This window comes from Agrobacterium tumefaciens, from assembly GCF_017726655.1.
GTDB lineage: Bacteria > Pseudomonadota > Alphaproteobacteria > Rhizobiales > Rhizobiaceae > Agrobacterium > Agrobacterium tumefaciens_B.
Map to the genome: position 1 here is coordinate 668189 of NZ_CP072309.1, position 18025 is coordinate 686213.

An 18025-nucleotide genomic window follows, 5' to 3' on the forward strand; every position below is an offset into this window, starting at 1 on the left:
CAGCATTGATGTGTCCGCGCTTCCACGCCCCGGGGTAGAGCAATCAGCTACGGCAGCACGAGGTAGTTGTTCTTTCCTGCATCCTGTGCAAGCTGATCAGAGATCTGCGGTCCCTCGACATTTGCTTCGGGAACACGGCGGCTGACAAATGTCCGCTGAGGGTCCGATACGGCTAGCATCAAAAGTGCGAAGTCTACGTGCCCTCAACTGCTTCCGCCGCTTGCGGACATGCAATTTCAAAGGACGGGATTTTGGCTATCCGATTCTTGCCCCGAAGCGCCCCCAGGCAATCACGCTTGGGGGCTTCCAGATCCTAAATCTGCGCTGCGCCACCGTCAGCAAAGACTTCGCCGCCGGTCATGAAGCTGCTATCTTCTGAAGCAAGAAAGAGGGCGACAGCCGCAATCTCTTCGGGATTTGCAACCCGGCCGAGCGGAATCTGTGCCGCTAGACCTTGAAGCAGCGCAGACTCCTCTGCAGGTGTTACCAGACCCTTCAGACCAGGTGTCTCCGTGGCGCCGGGCGATAGCACATTAACCCGGATACCCGACCCCTTAAGATCTAAGGCCCAGCTGCGGGCAAAGTTGCGGATTGCTGCCTTTGTGGCGCTGTAGACGCTGAACGCTGCAGTTCCCATAGAGCCGGTTGTCGATCCGGTTAAGATGATCGATCCGCCCCTCTGCATAAGCGGAAGTGCTTTCTGCACGGTGAACAACGTCCCTTTGACGTTGACGTTGAATGTCTGATCGAAAGACGCCTCGTCGATCGCTCCGAGCGGGGCGAATGTGCCTAAACCTGCATTCGCGAAGAGGATGTCAATTCGCCCGCTCTTCTCCCGCACCGTTTCGAACAACCGATCGAGATCGTCCAGCCGCGACACATCGCCCTGTACAGCCGTCACTCCACCACCAATAGCTTCAACCGCCCTGTCGAGTTCCTCTTGACGGCGGCCGGTGATGAATACTTCGGCGCCCTCTGCAACGAACCGCTTCGCTGTCGCCAGACCGATCCCACTGTTTCCGCCTGTGATGACGGCAATATTGCCTTGAAGTCTGCCCATCAAAGTTACCTTTCATAATGTCGTATGAAAACAAGATAGACATCCGCTTTCAATGTTGCGAGTATGCACCTTTTGGTAAGTAGGGAATTTCATGATGGTTACGTCCAATTTCGTCTGCGGGCTCGACGCCTCACTCGCTGTCATCGGCGGAAAATGGAAGCCGTTGATCCTGTTTCACCTCGCTCACGAAGCTCGACGTTACGGCGACCTCAGGCGCGCTGTCGGTAACGTCAGCGACAAGATGCTCATCCAGCAGCTTAAAGAACTAGAGGCCGACGGGATTGTTGATCGGCACAACTTCAAGGAAATCCCCCCGAAAGTGGAATACTCACTTACACCGTTCGGCGAGACGCTCGCCGAGGCGCTGAAGCCACTTTGTGCCTGGGGAACGCAGCACATGACGGAGGTTGAGGCACTGATGTGGCGTCGAACCTGAGGTGTTGGAGCTCGGCGACCGATGCGGCGCAGTTTGCGCTTAATGGTTGATCTGGTCGTGGAACAGATCAAACGTGGAATCGATCTACATGGCAACTCAAGGCTTAGAGGCAGAGGATTGGGAGACGCGTCTGCCGCCAACGTTGAAAATCCAATGTGCCCATCGGCGTCAGATGTTGACTCGAAAGTCGTAAAGCTTACCTGATCAGCGTTTGCGTTGTCAGATTGATCGAGAGGCCGTCTTCGCCTTTATCGAGGCGGACAATCCCTTAGCTGCCAGCCGAATTTTCTCCCACGCAAGCGGTTCCGTGGCAGGTTTTTCTTTGTGGCTCCTGTTCGCAATGGAATGCGCAGCAATCCGGAATTCCTCTAAGCCAAATATTCCCGGTTCGATCCAAGGCAGCTTAAGAGCCCTGACAGTTATAGTGACCTACTCGACGAGCGGCACGGTAGCTTGGCTTGCCCAAGGGCCGCCAAGATACCGCCAAAGATCGAGCCCCACGATCTTGATGTCGTGCGGACAAAAACTGTCGGTAAGTTCACGATGAAGCCTGTTTGCTTGGGCAACGGGGGCTTTGTTTTGAACCGTAATATGCGGCCGCCAGGTCCGCATGTCCTGCAACCCCAACCAATGAACAAAATCAGCGCGCAGGGCATTGCGAATCGCGTTCAGGTCAGGACTGTCAATCGCGAAAGCAACACCGGCCCCTAGATGACGGATGCCGCTAATGCGGGCGGAAATCGCGCGCGTCTTCTTCGCAACGGACTGAAGGCTTTCTACGATCGTCTCGACATGTTCGCCCGGCAGCCGATGAAACATCGTCAGATGCGCCCGTAAAAAATTCCTCTCTGGCGGAAAATGTTTCTGGCGAAGCAGATCGAATGGAACAAGGTCATGCTCCGCAATCCGGGCTGTGAGTATCATTGGATGGCATGTCTTCATATCGGCGGCCCGGCCTCGTCAGGAAAAGCGGAATCTGTCAGAAAGGCATCTGCTGGGTGGGGACGGCTGTAGTGGATTGCTCAGTTTCTCCTCTCCGCAAAGCTCCGTCTGGACGCTGAAGCAAATATCCGCGTCGCGGTCGCTCGGCGCAACCGCCTGCGTTCACAGACACCCCCCTTTCCGGGCGTTGATGAAACAACGTGACGTCGCCACTGCGACATCGAAGGCTACTGACGGGTGAGGCTTCCCGCAACCACTTTGGCAGTTGCGGGAAGCAAGCGGCGTTTCACTTGGCGATATTGCGGTCGAGGAAGCTCCGGATCAATGGCGCCATCTCATCCAGTTTGTCTTCAAGCGCAAAATGTCCCGTGTCGATCAGATGGAACTCAGCCTCGGGAAGATCGCGCAGATAGGGATGCGCGCCTTCTTCCGGGAAGATCTGGTCGTTCTTGCCCCAGACGACCAGCGTCGGCGGCTTGCGGTCGCGGAAGAAGGCCTGAATCTGCGGATAAAGAGTCAGGTTGGTGCGGTAGTCGTAGAACAGGTCGAGCTGTATATCCTTGTTGCCAGGCCGATCGAGCAAAGCCTGGTCGTGGACCCAGTTGTCGGGGCTGATGCGGGTCAGGTCCCTGACGCCATCGGTATACTGGAACTTGGTCGTTGCAGGCGCGACAAGCACGTCGAGCGCTTCGCGATCCTTCTTCGCGCCCGACGTCCAGTAGGCGCGGATCGGGTTCCAGAAATCACGAATGCCTTCATCATAGGCATTGCCGTTCTGGACGATCAGGCCGGTGACGCGGTCGGGATACTTGAGCGCCAGCCGGTAGCCGACAGGTGCACCGTAATCCATCACATACATCGAATATTTGGTAGCACCGAGCTTGGTCAGCAGCGTATCGACGATATCGGCATAGTGGCCGAAGGAATATTCGAATTTTGTGTGATCAGGCGCATCGCTCTGGCCGAAGCCCGGATAGTCAGGGGCGATTACGCGGTAGCGATCTGCGAGCAACGGGATCAGGTTGCGAAACATGTGGGACGATGTCGGAAAGCCGTGAAGCAGAACGACGACGGGGCCGTCTGCGGGGCCGGCTTCGCGATAGAAAACGTTGACGCCATCGATCTTCATGGAGCGATTATGGATCGTTGCAGGCGCCTGGTGCGTGGCGGCGGGTGTTTCGACGAAGGCTATCGTGGCTGGAGCGGAAGCAAAGATGCTGGCGGATGCGAGAAGCAGTACGGCGAGAGTACGAGACATTTCGGTTCTCCTCAGGAGTGGTTGCGGGCGGCTTCTTGCCTGCGACCACCATCGCTCTTTCTGCCTGGAGGGAGAATGTCCATATTAGACAAGGGATTATTGCATCTGACGATATGAGTGTGACGGAATGATCGTGCCAAGAGCGACTTGATTGCCCACTATTTGAGCCTTGAAAGCCAAATATCAATTCAAAAGCCGGTTCTCGCGTAGTCTGTTTGCAGCCATATCGACGAAGGCGCGGACCTTTGCTGGAGCATGCCGTCCTTCAGGATGGAGTATATGAATTGGCAAAGCGGGTTCCTCGAACTCGCTGAGAACGATCTGCAGTTCTCCAGCGACGAGGGCTGGACCGATCTGATAGTTGAGAACCCTGGTCAGACCCCATCCCTCACGCGCGGACTGTATCGCTGCTTCGTTGGTATTGCATTGCAGAGCCGCATCCACGGATACGCGCAGATCGTTGCCAAACTTCCATTCCGGTGAGGCCCAGGCGGCGGTTGATGCAGCGATGCGGTGGTCTTTGAGATCGTCTGGCGATTTCGGAACGCCGTAGCGCTCGAAATATTTCGGCGAACCGCACATGACGCGACGCACACTGCCTACCTTGACGGCAGAGAGATTTGAATCCGGGAGATGGCCGATACGCACAGCGACATCGATCCCTTCCTCCACGATGTTGACCGGTCGATCGATGAACAGCGTCTTTGCTTTCATCGTCGAATAGGTGTCGAGGTACTCCGTCACGATCGGAAGGACGAACATTTGTCCGAAGAGCGCTGACGCGGTTATAAATAGAGTTCCTGCCGGCGTCGCGTAGGAACCGCCAGCAGCCGCCTCTGCTTCGGCGATATCGGCAAGGATCCGGCGGCAGTCTTCAAAATAACGAACGCCAGCTTCGGTCATCTTCACCGAGCGGGTGGTTCGCACCAGGAGGCGCGCGCCAATCAGGTCTTCGAGCGAGGCAACGGCACGTGTGACAGCCGGTGCGCTCATGAACATCTGGCGTGCGGTATCCGCGAAACTTTCGGTTTCGGCGACCTTTACAAAGATCCTCATTGCCTGCCACCGATCCATCCGCGTCCCCAATCACGTTTGTTTCCAGCACCTTAAGTGCTCGGGACCGAAGCCTCAAGAGGCAACTGAGGTTCAGGCGGTCTGCGCACGAAGAGAAAGTGCGAGGCATTCTATTTCCTCGCAGGTTTCCTCGGAAATGCCAGCGCGTATTGCGCGCTGGCGCGTTTCGCGACAGGCATCCAGAGCAAGTGACACAGCGATCGACGTATGGAAGTCGAAGCTTGAACCGCGCCTTGCCACGTCCATCTCGGCGCCGGTCATGCCAAGGGCACGGCCGGCTTCTTCCTGTTTTGCGAGCAGAGGCCTGCTCGCATTGTACCCCGTGTGGGCCAGCTCTATCGAAAGCCTTACGCGAGGATCGATTGGCGACCCACCCATTGTTTCATCTCCTCGGGTTAAGGTCTTAGAAGCCGAAGTCGCTGAGGCCCGGATGGTCGTCGGGCCGACGGCCCAGCGGCCAACGAAACTTTCGGTCTGCTTCGGCAATCGGGTGTTCGTTGATGCTGGCATGACGTTCCCGCATCAGGCCATCCTCGGCAAATTCCCAGTTCTCGTTGCCATAGGCGCGGAACCACTGGCCGCTGTCATCGCGATATTCATAGGCATACCGGACGGCGATACGATTGCCGGTGAAAGCCCAGAGTTCCTTGATGAGGCGATAGTCGAGCTCCTTGTTCCACTTGCGGGTCAGGAAGGCCTCCGCCTCGGCGCGGTTCTTTGCGAACTCGGCGCGGTTGCGCCAGCGCGTATCGAGCGTGTAGGCAAGTGCTACCTTTGCAGCATCGCGACTATTCCAGCCATCTTCGGCAAGGCGGACCTTTTCGATGGCGCTCTCTCTGGTGAATGGGGGAAGCGGGGGACGGGACATGAAAAGTTCCTCTGAGGTTGATGGTCGTGGGGCGAGAGGCGGTACGTCCAGCACCGCCTCCAGGCCAAGCATTACGCAGCTGCGCGATCGATGCGGGGAAAGTCGATCTCTGTGTCGAGGGCCTCATTCACATAGTTCGTGAAGGTGTTGAGTGCGACATGGGCGATGATCTCGACGATTTCCGCGTCGCTGTTGCCGGCATCGCGAACCTTGGCGATTTCCGCTGGCGCGACGGAACCACGAGCCACCGTCAGTGCCCGGGTAAATTCCACTGCGGCGGCTGCCTTGGGATCGTTCGAGGTGCCGCGGCGGTTGGCGGCAATCTCGCTTGCGTCGAGCTTGGCGAGTTTCGTGCCGGTGAAGGTGTGGGCGGACAGGCAGTAGTCACAGCCGTTGGCTTCAGCCATCGCAAGCGCGATGCGTTCGCGCGTGGCAGGCTGGAGCTTGCCCTTACCGAGTGCGCCCTGAAGCGAGGTCAAGCCCGTCAATGCGGCAGGACTGTTGGAAACCAGCCGAAAAATGTTCGGAACGGATCCGATCTGCTTCTGGATGGTCTCGAGGATCGGGCGAGAGGCTTCCGGAGCGTCTACGATGGTGACCGGGGTAGGAATGCGTGACATTGTATTCTCCTTTTCGGTTGAGAGAGACGTTGCTCTCTTCAGATTGAATATGATCCAGCGGAACTGATCGCTGAAGATCGAAAGGGGACAAGGGACTGTTACGCTGAACGCAGCAATCACCCCCCTAGACAGCGAGCTGCAGGCCGCCTTCCTGTTCGGCTGGAACGGCGCAGCAGAGCAGCACTTCGTCGGCGCCGATCTTCGCGGTGGGCTGCTTGACATAAGCGACGGCACCCTTTTCGAGCTTCGTCCGGCACGTCCCGCAATTGCCCTCGCGGCAACTGAATTCTGGCTCGAGGCCTCGCGCCTCGGCGAACTCCAGGAGAGTGCCGGAACCAAGTGTCCACCGTGCTTCTTTCAGGGAGATGGTGAATATGACCGGCACCGGTTTATCCGACGGCTGCGCGGCGGGAGATATCATGGCTGGTGCAGCAAGCCCCGTGCGGATGAGCGACGACGGACCGAAGGCTTCCGCCTGGATACGATCGTCAGCGATGTTGAAAGCCCGCAACCCGTCATAGAGCTCCTGCGTGAACTGGGCAGGTCCGCAGAGATAGAAATCATAGTCGTTGAAGGGGAGAAACCGCGTCAGCATCGCCATATCGATCCGCCCCGCAGCGTCGTAATCCCTGCCCTCTTTAGCATCCGTGGTGTCGCTGAGCACCCTGACCAAACGCACGCCCCCCTTTGTCGCACCGATAAGGTCCGCTATCTCCTTGTCGAAAGGTCGATCTGCCTTGGAGCGCGCCGCGTAGAACAAGGTGACCGGGCGGACACGCTGCTTGCGGAGCCCCTCATAAACGATATGACGGAGCATCGCGAGCAGCGGCGTGATGCCGACGCCGCCTGCGAGAAGAACCGCCGGACGGGTCGACCGGGCGTCGATGCTGAAGTCTCCGGCCGGCGCGCGCACCTCGAAGACATCGCCAACGGCGATGCGATCATGGAGGAACTGAGATACCCGACCATCGCGCTTCACGCTGATGCGGTAGATCCCATCGGAAGGCGCAACAGAAAGCGTGTAGGTGCGGATGACCGCCTTATCGTCGCCGGGCAAGTTGATACGAATTGGCAGATGCTGACCGGCCACGTGAGGGAGGAGCCCGGCGCCGTCGCCAGGCAGCAGATGGAAAGACTTGATCGTCGAGCTTTCATCGACGATCGCAGTAACGGTCATTGGCCGCCAGCTCGTGGCAAGCTCCGCGGCACGAATTCGGTCGGCCGCTTGGCTCCAGCTCCCTGTCATAAGGGAGCTCGGCGACCAGCCGTCCTTCTGGAAAACCCATCTCAAAGCCAATGCGTTGCGGCGGCGAACAATGCGCGTCGGCTTGAACGTCCAGAACCGCTCGGCGCCCTGGAAAGCGGCGATCTCCGGCGAGTCGAAAATGACTTCGGCTGTCCCGGTCATCTGCAACATGTCGCCCGAGTTGAAGTCCACGAACAGAAGTCCTGCTTTCCCGTTTAGCAGGATGTTGCCGAGCGTTGCGAAGAAGAGGTTTCCATCGAAGTCGGGGATCGTCAGGACGCCATCGTCGCCGATGCGGACAAACCCGGCATTGCCGCCGCGATGGGAAACATCCACCTGACGTCGATCTTCGCGATCCACATAGGACGCAACGAAAAAAGCATCGGCTTCCTGGATGATCGCGCGTGCTTGATCATCGAGCCCAGCCAGTTCTTCCACCTCACCCTGGAACGGTGCTCCCGGCTGACGCTCAAACGCGAAGTCGCGCAGCTGAATGTAGCGCGGACAGTTTCCGAAGCTCTGGTCGACATCGACGCGGAAGCCGCCGTCGATCGTCGAGACAAAACCATTCATGCGGTTGCGACGACGTGTGTGCATCTCGATGCCGAGGAGACCGATCGGCAAGCCGTCCGCCAATCCTTCGCTTGCCGGGTCGCTCGGATCGCGGTGGGAAGCAATGTCGAGCACGACGGGCGAAGGTGACGACATGAACCCCGGCTCACCTTCCACGAACGTGGCCCAGGCGTCTCCGGCCCGGTCGACACTGCCAAGGACGATGAACGGCAGTTGCGTATAAAAATCCCGGTGCTGGTCCGGCATGAAATCGCGAATTACACGCTGACCGACTGAGGCCATGCGTTCCTTTACGCCGAGCTTTTCCTGGATAAAGGTCTCGCCTTCATGCCACGTCGGCAGTTTTGTGAGGGTCATGGACATCTGCGTTCTCCAGGGGAAAGAGGCGAAGGGCGCGCGACGTATCGCACACCCTGTCGAGGTTCAGGCGGCAAGGCCGACCGGCGTTTTGACGAAGTCGACGAAGCCCGGAAGTTGTTCGACCCGACGCAAGAGAGCGTTCACGGACGGATAGGCGCTGAGGTCGACATTGCCTTCCGGGGCGCGCGCGACGTAGCTGTAGATCGCGACATCGGCGATCGTCGGGTGATTGCCCACCAGCCATTTCCGCCCTTCTAGCTGGCTCTCGATCCGGCCAAGGATGGTGTGTGCACGGCCAATGACCTCTTCCGGATTAAACTTGGCGCCGAAGACAGTCACCAGGCGGGCAGCAGCCGGTCCGTAAGCGATCTCGCCTGCCGCAACCGAAAGCCAGCGCTGGACCTCAGCCGCCCCTTTTGCGTCTTCCGGAAGCCATTCCGTCCGGCCTGCCTTCTTGGCGAGGTAGACCAGGATCGCGTTGGAGTCGGAAATGAAGACATCGCCATCCGCAAGCACCGGTACTTGCCCGAAGGGATTCATTTTGAGGAAGTCGGGCTGCTTGTGGGCGCCAGCCTTCAGATCAACCTCGACCAGCTCGTGGGGGAGCCCGATCAGCGAGAGGAAAAGCCGGGCACGGTGCGCGTGGCCTGACAGCGGATGGTGATAAAGTTTCATGTGATCGCTCCTGATTGAAGGTCGGGTCCGTTCCCGATCCCATGCGCAAAGGATGCAACGGGCGATCAGCGTGCTGAATACTCATCTTTGACAGTGCACCGTTACGCTGGACGCAACAGTGTCTGGAGCCGGTCCGCGTGGTGAGCGTGACGGATGGGCCTTAAAGCCTCCTGGTTACCGGAGAGTTGGCGAGAGATGCCTCAGCCCTCAGGCAAGGTCTCAATGTGGCTGCCTCGCCGAACGTCCCTGATGAGATCGACGAACCGCCGCAGTTTGGCGGGGATATTTCGTCTTCCGGGATAATAGAGGCAGAGCCCCGGATAGGGTGGGGTCCAGTCGGCAAGAACCTGCTCCAGCCTTCCAGCAACGACGTCCTCCAATACCTGCCATTCATTCAGATAGGCAAGTCCGGCTCCTTCCCGAGCCGCCCGGAGCATCAGGTCGCTGTCGTCGAGCGTGAGCTTGCCAGGAACGTCGAGCATGAAGCTCTTTCCTCGCTTTTCGAACTCCCAGCGATAGAGCGTGCCGCTCGCCATTCTCGCCCGAATGCACTCGTGGTTCTGAAGATCTGCCGGGACCTGCGGCTTTCCATGCTGACGGAAATATTCGACCGAACCAACGATGGCCGGGCGGACGCTGTCGCCGATTGGGACCACGACCATGTCGGGCGGAACGGCTTCCCGAATCCTGATCCCGGCATCGAAACCTTTGGCATTGACATCGACCAGCGCGCCTTCGGTTACTATCTCCACCGACATCTGCGGGTTTCTCCGCATGTATTCCAGGATCAGCGGCGCCAGGATCATCCGGGTCGCACCCACCGATGTGTTGATGCGCAGGGTACCGGTGGCTTCCGCACGATGCTCGTCGACATTCTCAACGGCGTTGCGAATTGCCTCCAGCGCAGGACCGACGCTCGCCACGAATTGCTCGCCTGCGGCGGAGAGGACCACACTCCGCGTAGAGCGGTTGAACAGTCTGACGCCCATGCGCGCCTCCAGCGTAGCGATCTGCTGGCTGAGCGAGGACGACGAGATCCCAAGCTCGCGCGCTGCAACCCGAAACCCGCCTCTGGAAGACACAGCGAGAACAGCTTCGAGTTCGGCGAGGGAGCCACGCATCATTGTCCGTAATCCCTTATCAGGCTGAGCGATTTTCGCGAGCTTATCAGGACAATGGAGAAATGCCAGATAAGCCTGACAGTCGAAAGGAGTTTCAAATGCGCAACATCGACAAGATCTACATCGAGGGTCGGTTCATCACGCCAAAGGGCACCGAAACGAGCGATCTCCATAATCCGTCCACGGAGGAGAAGATCGGCACGGTCCGGCTCGCCGGCGTAGAAGATGCACAAGAAGCCATTGCCGCTGCGAAGCGCGCCTTTCCCTCGTTCTCACGCACGTCGAAGGCCGAGCGCATCGAGATGCTGAAGCGCTTGAACGCCGTGGTCGGCGCGCGTGTTACCGATCTCACCGAAGCGATGTCGCTCGAATATGGCGCTCCGCAGACCTTCACACGGTTCGCCATTCCCCATGCTGCCTCTAGCTTTCTTACCATGGCGTCCGTTCTGGAGGACTACGAATTCGAGCGCCAGATTGGCCGCGCCCGCGTGGTCATGCAGCCGTCTGGTGTCGCCGCGGCCATCACCCCCTGGAACAGTAATATCGGTTTCATCGCCTCGAAGCTCGCAACCGCGATCGCCGCCGGTTCGACCATCGTCATCAAGCCGAGCGAGATGAGTGCAATCCAGACGCAGATCCTGACGGAATGCCTGCATGAAGCGGGTCTGCCGAAGGGTGTCTTCAACATCGTCAACGGGTATGGCAATGTCGTTGGCGCGGAACTCAGCCGGCATCCAGACATAGCAAAGGTGACCTTCACGGGCTCAAGCGCCGTTGGTAGGGAAATCATGCGAAACGCGGCCGAGAGCTTCAAGCGCGTCACGTTGGAACTTGGCGGCAAGGGGCCGAACATCATCCTCGACGATGCCGATCTTGACGTTGTCATTCCTGCCGTACTGCGGATGGGCTTCATCAACAGCGGTCAGGCCTGCATCGCCGGCACTCGCATTCTGGTTCCGAGCCAGCTGCTCGATGACGTCCTGGTCCGGCTGAAGCAGGAGATCGAGACGCTCAAGGTCGGCGCTCCCAATGATCCCGACGCGATGATCGGGCCGATGGTGAGCCGCAAGCAGTACGATCGCGTCCAGTCCTACATCGAACTGGGAACGCAAGAAGGCGCCCGTGTCCTGACCGGTGGTATTGGGCGACCCGCCGGTCTGGATCGTGGCTGGTTTGCGAGGCCGACGATCTTTTTCGACGTGGACAACCACATGAGGATCGCACGCGAGGAGATCTTTGGTCCGGTCCTCTCGGTCATCGCCTACCGTGACGAAGACGAAGCCGTGTCCATCGCCAATGACACCCCGTACGGCCTCCAGGCCTATCTGCATGGTAACGATCTCGGGCACATGCAGGCGCTTGCGGATCGACTGGACAGCGGGCGGGTGGTCATCAACGGCGCGCCGCATGAGCCGCTCGCGCCCTTTGGCGGATTCAAGCAGTCAGGGATCGGTCGAGAATACGGCGTGTTCGGTCTTGAGGCGTTTCTGGAGCCGAAAGCCGTTATCGTTTGATAAGCTGAGATTGAGCGGACCGCATCACGGAGGGAACTCCGCAGCCCATACGCGCCCAAATTTCGCTTTATCACCTACAGGATTGAGCGGCGAGACACCGCCCGTATCGATGCTCAGGCACTGATGCCGTCGTAGACGAGAATGCCTGAACCGGTGATGTAGGCTGCACCGGGGTCCGCGAGAAAGGCGACGGCCTCTGCGACTTCTCCGGTTTTACCATATCGAGCAATCGACAGGTTTGGCAGACTAGCGGCTGCGAGCGGGCCACCGGCAGGGTTCATGTCAGCATCAAGCGGACCTGGTCGAACCAGATTGTCGGTAAGTTCACGAGAGCCCATTTCACGTGCGAGACCGCGCGTGAAGCTTTCCAGCGCAAACTTGGTGGCGGCATAGACCGCGATCCCCGCGAACGGCACAACCAGACCCGCATTGCTGCCGCTACTGATGATGCGACCTCCGTTAGGGATATATTTCAGCGCTGCATGGGTGATCAGAAAGAAACCCCGAACATTGACCCTCAGCTGCAGATCGATCTCCTCCAGTGGCTGCGTGGAGAAATCACTTGCGAAAAGGACGCCAGCATTATTGACCATAATATCACGGCCGCCGAAGTGGGCGTGCGTTAATAGGGTTGCCGTCGTCATCCAACAGGCGAGACAGCGCCGCTTGCGCTTCTGCACTAATCGAATGGGGTGCACGGATCGACCGTGACGAAATCTTTTTTGAAGCTCTCGCTCTACAGCGACTACGCGATGCGCGTGATGATTCATCTTGCGGCCAAAGATGATGACCTGACGTCAATCAGGCAGGTTGCAGCCATCTACGACATATCCCAGAATCACCTGATGAAAGTCGTCCAGGATCTTGCCAGCGCGGGCTTCATCGAGGCGGTCCGAGGTCGAAAGGGCGGCATTCGACTAGCGCGGCCCGCTGACCAGATCAACCTCGGATCGATCCTCCGCCACACCGAGAAGCTGACAGACCTCTTCGTCTGCGATGGATGCATCATCGCGCCTGCGTGCGGCCTTCCCGTCGTTCTCAAAGAGGCGACGGCGGCGTTTGTAGGCGTATTCGACCGGTACACTTTGGCCGACGTGGCTCGCAGGAAGTCCAAACTTGCCGCGCTGCTTTCGATTATTACGGATGCGGCCCCGGCTGGCTTGTCGACCCGCCGTCAGTAGAAGCGACTAGCGGTCCGCAACCACGACTCGTTCCCTCCTTAGGAACTCATATTCACGATCAATCCCCCAAGTGTAGCGGAAGGCGGAGCCGTCGCTCTCTGTTGCGCGATGGCAGGGGATCGCCACTGGCAGAGGATTGCTTGCGAACACGTTGGCGACCGCTTTCTCCCTTCCTGTTCCCAATTCTATAAGCCAACTCTTGGTAGAAATCCGGAGACTCACCGCTCTAAGTCTCTCAAGGAGTGCCTTTTCGATGGCGAGGCATAAAGTGGAATCTTGATCTCACCTATTGCCAATATCAACGAACTTGATTATGCGATTTGACTGGTAACCAACCAATTTTGGAGAAAAATGTGCATAGTCGGGACGAACATCAATCTCGCAGCCGAGCGCAGTGGATCATCCTGGGAGCGGCACTCCAATGCATCGCCTTCGTTAGCCAGGCAGATAGGGCAAACGCTCAGCCTGTGCCGGAAACAGGCACAACTCTTCTGGAACCTATTACTGTCACCGCGCGCAACATCGAAGAAGAGGCCAAGGACGTGCCATTCTCCGTGTCAGCCCGGCGGGGCGAAGCGCTGCGCGAGCAGGATGTCGGCGACACGCAGGCGCTGGCGCGCGGCGTTCCGGGTTTCAACCATGCTGATACCGGTCTGCCCTTCTCTAATCTCGTCAACATTCGCGGGATTGGCTCATCATCGGCGTTGATCTCGCCCTCAGTGAATTACTACATCGACGGCGTTCCCGTGCCTGCTCGCATGTTCGACATGCCTTTCGGCTACGTCGAGCGGATCGAGGTTTTGCGCGGACCACAAGGCACTCATTTCGGGCTGAACTCCCAGGCTGGCGCCGTCAACATCGTCACCGCCGACCCCGCGGACACCTTCGGCGGCAATGCCGGCGTCCTTTACGGATCGAACGGTCGTAAGGAAATCGACGCTACCGTCGAAGGCCCGATCAACGACATGATCTCGGGACGGCTCTCCGGGCGGCTGAGGGATTTCGACGGAGATCTCGCCAATATCCTCTGGTCCGCGCCAGGCATCGTGTCGTCTTCGCAAGACGTCCTGCGCGCCCGAACCTATGGTTCACTTTCCAGTAAGCTTCTCTTCAATTTCGATGATCTGGGAACACTCACGCTTAATGGAACCTTGAGCCGCGACCGGCAAAACCCAAGCACCGGGGTCTGGCTTGATGATCCGGGTTTTCCGCGCAACGCGTTCAACCCGCTTCCCGAACTGGAAGGTCAGACGGCGACCTTCTCGGCCAAATATGAGCGTGACCTGGAAGAGGCGCATTTTACCGTTCTCTCAGGGTACTCGTATTATGATACGCAACTGGACGCCGACATCGTCGACGGTTTTCTGGGAAGCGCCCAAACGGGTGCTCCGGGCTTCATGCTGCAGACGCCGGGCCTGAACGTGCGCCGTATCGATGAACGCAGCAGGCAGTTCAACCAAGAATTCCGGCTGGACGGGGAAACGGATGGCGGCACCCGCTGGGTCGCCGGAGTGAGCGGCCTTTACTCGCATTTCGATTCCACCACGGACATCACCAGCCTTGCCATCGACAATGGCACCTATCAGAGTCAGATCGACACAACCAATCTCGCCGCCTTCGGCGAAGTAACCGTACCCATTACCGAGCGCATGAACTGGATCGGCGGTCTGCGCCTGACCTATGAGCAGAAGACATTTGACGGAGTTTTTCTCGGCCGTAAAGGCGCCCTTGCCCGTTTCGCCGAAGGCGGCAGAGAGGATTACCTCTTCCCGACCGGCCGCACCGGGCTGACCTACGCAGTAATGGACGAAGTCACCGCTTTCGCAACCATCGCGCGCGGGGAGAAGACCGGGGGATATCTGTTCTACAACCAGTTCGCGTCGCTCGGTTTGCCGCTCAGCCCCTTCGACAGTGCCGAAACATGGTCCTATGAAGCGGGCCTCAAGGCTGGCGATCTCGGCGGTTGGCTCGATCTATCAACCTCCGTCTTCTATAACGACACGAAGAACGAACAGCTCTTCACCTTCAACCCCGTGTTCGGCCGCTTCTCCGTGGAGAACGCCGACACGCGCAGTTATGGCGCGGAACTGGAAGCCATAGTCCGGCCCACAGAGGCTGTCAGTCTCGGCGGAAGTGTTTCTCTGCTCAATGCCGAGATAACCGGCGGCAACGCCCTCATCAGGGGCAACGATGTGCCCTATGCTCCCACCTTCACAACCATGCTGCACGCGGAGTATCGCCGTGCGCTGAGCCTGGGCGCGCAGTCTGGAGAGGTGTATCTGCGCAGTGAATGGAGCTACACGGGCAGCCGCGCGATCGACCCCGCCAACAGCCGGGCGCTTGACAGCTACGACATCGCCAATCTGCGCGCCGGCTGGCAGGGCGAGCATTGGCAGATCTCGGCCGCCGTCGAAAACATCTTCGACGAGAAATACGTGACCTCCGCCTTTCAGGCCGGCACAAATACCACTGGCTCGCCTGTTTTCGCAGGCATCGCGGGCGAAGGGCGTACCCTTTCGCTCAGCGCGCGGGTGAAGTTTTGATGAGAACGAAGAAAAGTTTCCGTCTGGAGGTGCTGCCTTTGCTTGCCGCGCTCGCCGCCAATGCCGCGGCGCAAGCCTTTCTGCTCGTCCTCCTACCGTCACTGGGACGGGATCTCGGCTTCGATGCACTCGAAACTGGTTTGCTGCTCAGCAGCGCCGCGCTCTTTCTCGTCCTCTTCGCCCCAGCCTGGGGAAAGATCAGTGAAAGAGCCGGCCGGAAACCCGTTCTGCTGATCGGTCTCGCCGGTGCGGCGCTCGGCCCGCTCCTTATAGCGATCGTTATCTCGTTCAGAATAGACGAAGCGCTTGACCGCATCCCCGCGCTTATCCTTCTGTTTGCTGCGCGGGCAGCCCAGTCGATGCTATCGGCCGGCCTGCTACCCGCGGCGCAGGCGTGGATGGCCGACCGAACTGCGCCCGAAAACCGCGCTGAAGGCATGGGCCTGCTCGGCGCTTCCTACGGTATCGGTGGCATTCTCGGCGCGGGCCTCGCGTTCGTTGTCGGCGGAACTCATCCGCTCGTGGCGCTCGTCAGTTTGGCAACGCTTGTTCTCTTCGGGTTCGGCCTTGTTTTCGCGAAGGTTACCGACCGAACCACGTCGGCGATGGCGCAGTCACTGCCGTATCCGCACCTTGATATGCGGCGTATCGCTCCTGGCCTTGCCATCACCTTGATCGGCGTTTGCGTCTACGCAATCATGCAGCACGTCACGGCGCTGAGACTTGAGGACAGCATGGACCTGTCGCGGCCAGATGCGATCTCGAGTGGCGGCGCAGCCCTTATGGGTGCGGCCATCGTCATGGCGCTGACCCAGACCTTCGGCATTGGCAAGTTGAGGCGGCCGCCGCATCATCTGATCCGGATCGGGGCTGCAGCCGGCGTTCTGTCGTTGGCAGGCGTAACGTTGGCAACCACCCCGGCCGCGCTATTCGCGTCGCTGCTCGTCCTGGGCGGCGCACTTGGCATTCTTCTTCCGGGCAATCTAGCCCTCATCAGCATCAAGGCAGGTATGAATGCGCAAGGTCGTGCAGCGGGCGTCAACGCCGTCGCGCAGGGACTCGCCATGGCGGCTGGCCCGGTAGCGGGCGCAGCACTTCATCGATTGTCGCCGCTGGCGCCGGGTGCAGCGTCTGTCATCCTTATGCTTGCCGCACTCATCATCGGCCTCGGAGTAAGGGAGAAATCATGACCGTCTTTCCCGACCACGCTGCTGTCGACTACGACGAACGCATCGAAAACCTCGTTCCAGGCTACGCGCTGGCACTTGCTCTTTTCGGCTGCACGCTCTTCGGACGCATCGATCCGCAAGGTACGATCCTTGTGCCCGGTTGCGGCACCGGCTCTGAAATCCTGGCGCTGGCAAGCGTTTTTCCGCAGGCCTGCTTTACGGCTGTCGAACCTTCTGCCGCCATGCTGGCGAAGGCACGCCGGCGTCTGCAACACGCCGGCATCGACCACCGTACCGAATTCATCCATGGCTTCCTTAAGGATGCGCCTCAAGTCAGGCATGACGCAGCCACGGCCTCTCTGGTGCTGCATTTCCTGCCGGATGATGGTGCAAAGGCGTCCTTTCTTGGCGGAATAGCACGACGTCTCATCCCCGGTGCCCCACTTCTTCTTCTCGATCCCTCGCCCGAGGCTGACGACCGCGTACTGCGCCGCTGGCTGGAGGGCCGCGGACATGCCTCAGAGGGTGTGGATGCCATCTGCCAGCGGATGGACAAGGAATGGCATCGCATTCCTCGCAAGAGGCTGGCCGACCTACTTGCCCATACCGGCTTCACGTGTGGCGAAACGTTTTTTCAGGCGGCCAGCTATACCGGTGTCGTTGCAGAACGACGACGCGACGACTAGAACAACGGCTGAACCGCCGGGCCGGAGAGACATTGTGGACGCTTCTCACAAAGACAAAAGAGAACTCATTCTCAACACGTCGCTCGACATCATCGAGAGCGACGGGATGAAGGCCCTCACTCAGCCGAGAATCGCAAAGATCGCCGGGTTGAGACAGTCGCATCTCACCTATTATTTCCCGCGAAAGGCTGATCTCTACGTCGCTCTTCTGGAAGCTTCACACGCGCGGGCCGCGGAGCGCAACGGCGGCACTGAGCCTACTCTGGGCGCCATGCTGTCCTCACTGTTCTTCGCGCCGGAGCGGATGCGCTTCTTCCTATCAATCGTGCTGGAGGTTGATGAGGAGAGTGACCTGAAGCGTGCTGTCGCCGCCCATGCAGCCGGCCTCTGTCGCGAAGTGGCAGCCCGGCTCGGAATGCCTCCAGACGACGCACGCGTCGGGGCCTTCATCGACGAGTTGCGCGGCGCGGGCATCCGCTTCTTGCTTGGGCATGGCGTAAGCGAGCCGCCGGCGGCCGTGATCCCGGATGTTGCTCGCCGCCACGGCCTTGATCCGCTGGCCTTCGATTAGGCCTTGCCAGACGCGTATGGCTTTTTCCGATGACGACGCGGCGGACCGTGGGCAGAATCACTTGCCCGTGCGAGCCTTGAACCCGGCTGGACCGCCGAACTTTTCCCAAAGTACCAACGCAGACGCCA

At 59.2% G+C, this 18025-nt stretch carries 19 protein-coding genes; 7 read left to right on the forward strand and 12 right to left on the reverse strand.

The window, feature by feature from the left end; genetic code table 11:
- Positions 1-313: 313 nt before the first annotated feature.
- Positions 314-1063: an SDR family NAD(P)-dependent oxidoreductase gene (locus AT6N2_RS17205; protein ID WP_209090381.1), complete on the reverse strand. Its 750-nt coding sequence runs from the start codon at positions 1061-1063 to the stop codon at positions 314-316.
- Between the two features lie 88 nt (positions 1064-1151).
- On the opposite strand from AT6N2_RS17205, the gene AT6N2_RS17210 reads away from it, so the two are divergent.
- Complete coding sequence (locus AT6N2_RS17210; protein WP_419188607.1) at positions 1152-1496, forward strand: winged helix-turn-helix transcriptional regulator; 345 nt, start codon at positions 1152-1154, stop codon at positions 1494-1496.
- A gap of 429 nt (positions 1497-1925) precedes the next feature.
- Here the strand turns inward: AT6N2_RS17210 and AT6N2_RS17215 are convergent, their stop codons facing one another.
- The 9 genes from AT6N2_RS17215 to AT6N2_RS17255 all read right to left on the reverse strand — a co-directional run bounded on the left by AT6N2_RS17215 (position 1926) and on the right by AT6N2_RS17255 (position 10233).
- Positions 1926-2420 carry a 2'-5' RNA ligase family protein gene (locus AT6N2_RS17215; RefSeq protein ID WP_077224591.1) on the reverse strand — a complete coding sequence of 165 codons (495 nt, stop codon included), beginning with the start codon at positions 2418-2420 and terminating at the stop codon, positions 1926-1928.
- Positions 2421-2724: 304 nt separating this feature from the next.
- Entirely contained in the window at positions 2725-3696 is a 972-nt protein-coding gene (locus AT6N2_RS17220) for an alpha/beta fold hydrolase (protein ID WP_209090383.1), read from the reverse strand.
- Positions 3697-3879: 183 nt separating this feature from the next.
- On the reverse strand, positions 3880-4770 hold the full coding sequence (locus AT6N2_RS17225) for a LysR family transcriptional regulator (protein WP_063947472.1): 891 nt from the start codon (positions 4768-4770) through the stop codon (positions 3880-3882).
- Between the two features lie 72 nt (positions 4771-4842).
- Positions 4843-5148: a hypothetical protein gene (locus tag AT6N2_RS17230; protein WP_063947474.1), complete on the reverse strand. Its 306-nt coding sequence runs from the start codon at positions 5146-5148 to the stop codon at positions 4843-4845.
- Positions 5149-5173: 25 nt separating this feature from the next.
- Entirely contained in the window at positions 5174-5638 is a 465-nt protein-coding gene (locus AT6N2_RS17235) for a DUF1348 family protein (RefSeq protein ID WP_063947477.1), read from the reverse strand.
- A 71-nt stretch (positions 5639-5709) separates the two neighbouring features.
- Positions 5710-6258: a carboxymuconolactone decarboxylase family protein gene (locus tag AT6N2_RS17240; RefSeq protein WP_209090385.1), complete on the reverse strand. Its 549-nt coding sequence runs from the start codon at positions 6256-6258 to the stop codon at positions 5710-5712.
- A 124-nt stretch (positions 6259-6382) separates the two neighbouring features.
- Positions 6383-8440 carry a pyridoxamine 5'-phosphate oxidase family protein gene (locus AT6N2_RS17245; protein WP_209090387.1) on the reverse strand — a complete coding sequence of 686 codons (2058 nt, stop codon included), beginning with the start codon at positions 8438-8440 and terminating at the stop codon, positions 6383-6385.
- 60 nt (positions 8441-8500) lie between these two features.
- The gene (locus AT6N2_RS17250) at positions 8501-9112 is read right to left on the reverse strand and encodes a glutathione S-transferase family protein (protein ID WP_063947482.1); all 612 of its coding nucleotides are present in this window, start codon (positions 9110-9112) and stop codon (positions 8501-8503) included.
- A 200-nt stretch (positions 9113-9312) separates the two neighbouring features.
- The gene (locus AT6N2_RS17255) at positions 9313-10233 is read right to left on the reverse strand and encodes a LysR family transcriptional regulator (protein ID WP_209091880.1); all 921 of its coding nucleotides are present in this window, start codon (positions 10231-10233) and stop codon (positions 9313-9315) included.
- A gap of 98 nt (positions 10234-10331) precedes the next feature.
- On the opposite strand from AT6N2_RS17255, the gene AT6N2_RS17260 reads away from it, so the two are divergent.
- A complete protein-coding gene (locus tag AT6N2_RS17260) occupies positions 10332-11747 on the forward strand; it encodes an aldehyde dehydrogenase family protein (protein WP_209090389.1) in 1416 nt (471 codons plus the stop codon).
- 113 nt (positions 11748-11860) lie between these two features.
- Here AT6N2_RS17260 and AT6N2_RS17265 read toward each other — a convergent pair whose 3' ends face one another.
- On the reverse strand, positions 11861-12391 hold the full coding sequence (locus AT6N2_RS17265) for an SDR family oxidoreductase (RefSeq protein ID WP_233282519.1): 531 nt from the start codon (positions 12389-12391) through the stop codon (positions 11861-11863).
- Between the two features lie 63 nt (positions 12392-12454).
- Between AT6N2_RS17265 and AT6N2_RS17270 the strand changes: the two genes are divergently transcribed.
- Positions 12455-12928, forward strand: coding sequence for an RrF2 family transcriptional regulator (locus AT6N2_RS17270; protein WP_233282520.1), 474 nt, complete (start codon positions 12455-12457; stop codon positions 12926-12928).
- A gap of 6 nt (positions 12929-12934) precedes the next feature.
- Here AT6N2_RS17270 and AT6N2_RS24415 read toward each other — a convergent pair whose 3' ends face one another.
- Entirely contained in the window at positions 12935-13150 is a 216-nt protein-coding gene (locus AT6N2_RS24415; protein WP_209090391.1) for an MGMT family protein, read from the reverse strand.
- A gap of 245 nt (positions 13151-13395) precedes the next feature.
- Here AT6N2_RS24415 and AT6N2_RS17280 point away from each other — a divergent pair, with 245 nt between their 5' ends.
- The 4 genes from AT6N2_RS17280 to AT6N2_RS17295 are packed head-to-tail and all read left to right on the forward strand — an operon-like array spanning position 13396 to position 17897.
- Positions 13396-15471 (forward strand): TonB-dependent receptor, encoded by a 2076-nt coding sequence (locus AT6N2_RS17280; protein WP_209090393.1) that lies wholly within the window; start codon positions 13396-13398, stop codon positions 15469-15471.
- Positions 15471-16661, forward strand: coding sequence for an MFS transporter (locus AT6N2_RS17285; protein WP_209090394.1), 1191 nt, complete (start codon positions 15471-15473; stop codon positions 16659-16661). Before AT6N2_RS17280 ends, AT6N2_RS17285 begins: the two co-directional genes overlap by 1 nt.
- Entirely contained in the window at positions 16658-17326 is a 669-nt protein-coding gene (locus AT6N2_RS17290; RefSeq protein ID WP_063947493.1) for a class I SAM-dependent methyltransferase, read from the forward strand. The genes AT6N2_RS17285 and AT6N2_RS17290 overlap by 4 nt, the downstream gene beginning before the upstream one ends.
- Before the next feature lie 34 nt (positions 17327-17360).
- Positions 17361-17897, forward strand: a complete 537-nt coding sequence (locus AT6N2_RS17295; RefSeq protein ID WP_063947495.1) for a TetR family transcriptional regulator — start codon at positions 17361-17363, stop codon at positions 17895-17897.
- Positions 17898-18025 lie beyond the last annotated feature (128 nt).

Bases quoted from the DNA above. Each gene is read 5' to 3' on its own strand.
- AT6N2_RS17265 (WP_233282519.1), bottom strand. From the start codon at position 12,391: ATGACGACGGCAACCCTATTAACGCACGCCCACTTCGGCGGCCGTGAT.
- AT6N2_RS17240 (WP_209090385.1), bottom strand. From the start codon at position 6,258: ATGTCACGCATTCCTACCCCGGTCACCATCGTAGACGCTCCGGAAGCC.
- AT6N2_RS17245 (WP_209090387.1), bottom strand. From the start codon at position 8,440: ATGTCCATGACCCTCACAAAACTGCCGACGTGGCATGAAGGCGAGACC.
- AT6N2_RS17235 (WP_063947477.1), bottom strand. From the start codon at position 5,638: ATGTCCCGTCCCCCGCTTCCCCCATTCACCAGAGAGAGCGCCATCGAA.
- AT6N2_RS17210 (WP_419188607.1), top strand. From the start codon at position 1,152: ATGATGGTTACGTCCAATTTCGTCTGCGGGCTCGACGCCTCACTCGCT.
- AT6N2_RS17260 (WP_209090389.1), top strand. From the start codon at position 10,332: ATGCGCAACATCGACAAGATCTACATCGAGGGTCGGTTCATCACGCCA.
- AT6N2_RS17290 (WP_063947493.1), top strand. From the start codon at position 16,658: ATGACCGTCTTTCCCGACCACGCTGCTGTCGACTACGACGAACGCATC.
- AT6N2_RS17285 (WP_209090394.1), top strand. From the start codon at position 15,471: ATGAGAACGAAGAAAAGTTTCCGTCTGGAGGTGCTGCCTTTGCTTGCC.
- AT6N2_RS17215 (WP_077224591.1), bottom strand. From the start codon at position 2,420: ATGATACTCACAGCCCGGATTGCGGAGCATGACCTTGTTCCATTCGAT.
- AT6N2_RS17250 (WP_063947482.1), bottom strand. From the start codon at position 9,112: ATGAAACTTTATCACCATCCGCTGTCAGGCCACGCGCACCGTGCCCGG.
- AT6N2_RS17230 (WP_063947474.1), bottom strand. From the start codon at position 5,148: ATGGGTGGGTCGCCAATCGATCCTCGCGTAAGGCTTTCGATAGAGCTG.
- AT6N2_RS17255 (WP_209091880.1), bottom strand. From the start codon at position 10,233: ATGCGTGGCTCCCTCGCCGAACTCGAAGCTGTTCTCGCTGTGTCTTCC.
- AT6N2_RS17225 (WP_063947472.1), bottom strand. From the start codon at position 4,770: ATGGATCGGTGGCAGGCAATGAGGATCTTTGTAAAGGTCGCCGAAACC.
- AT6N2_RS17220 (WP_209090383.1), bottom strand. From the start codon at position 3,696: ATGTCTCGTACTCTCGCCGTACTGCTTCTCGCATCCGCCAGCATCTTT.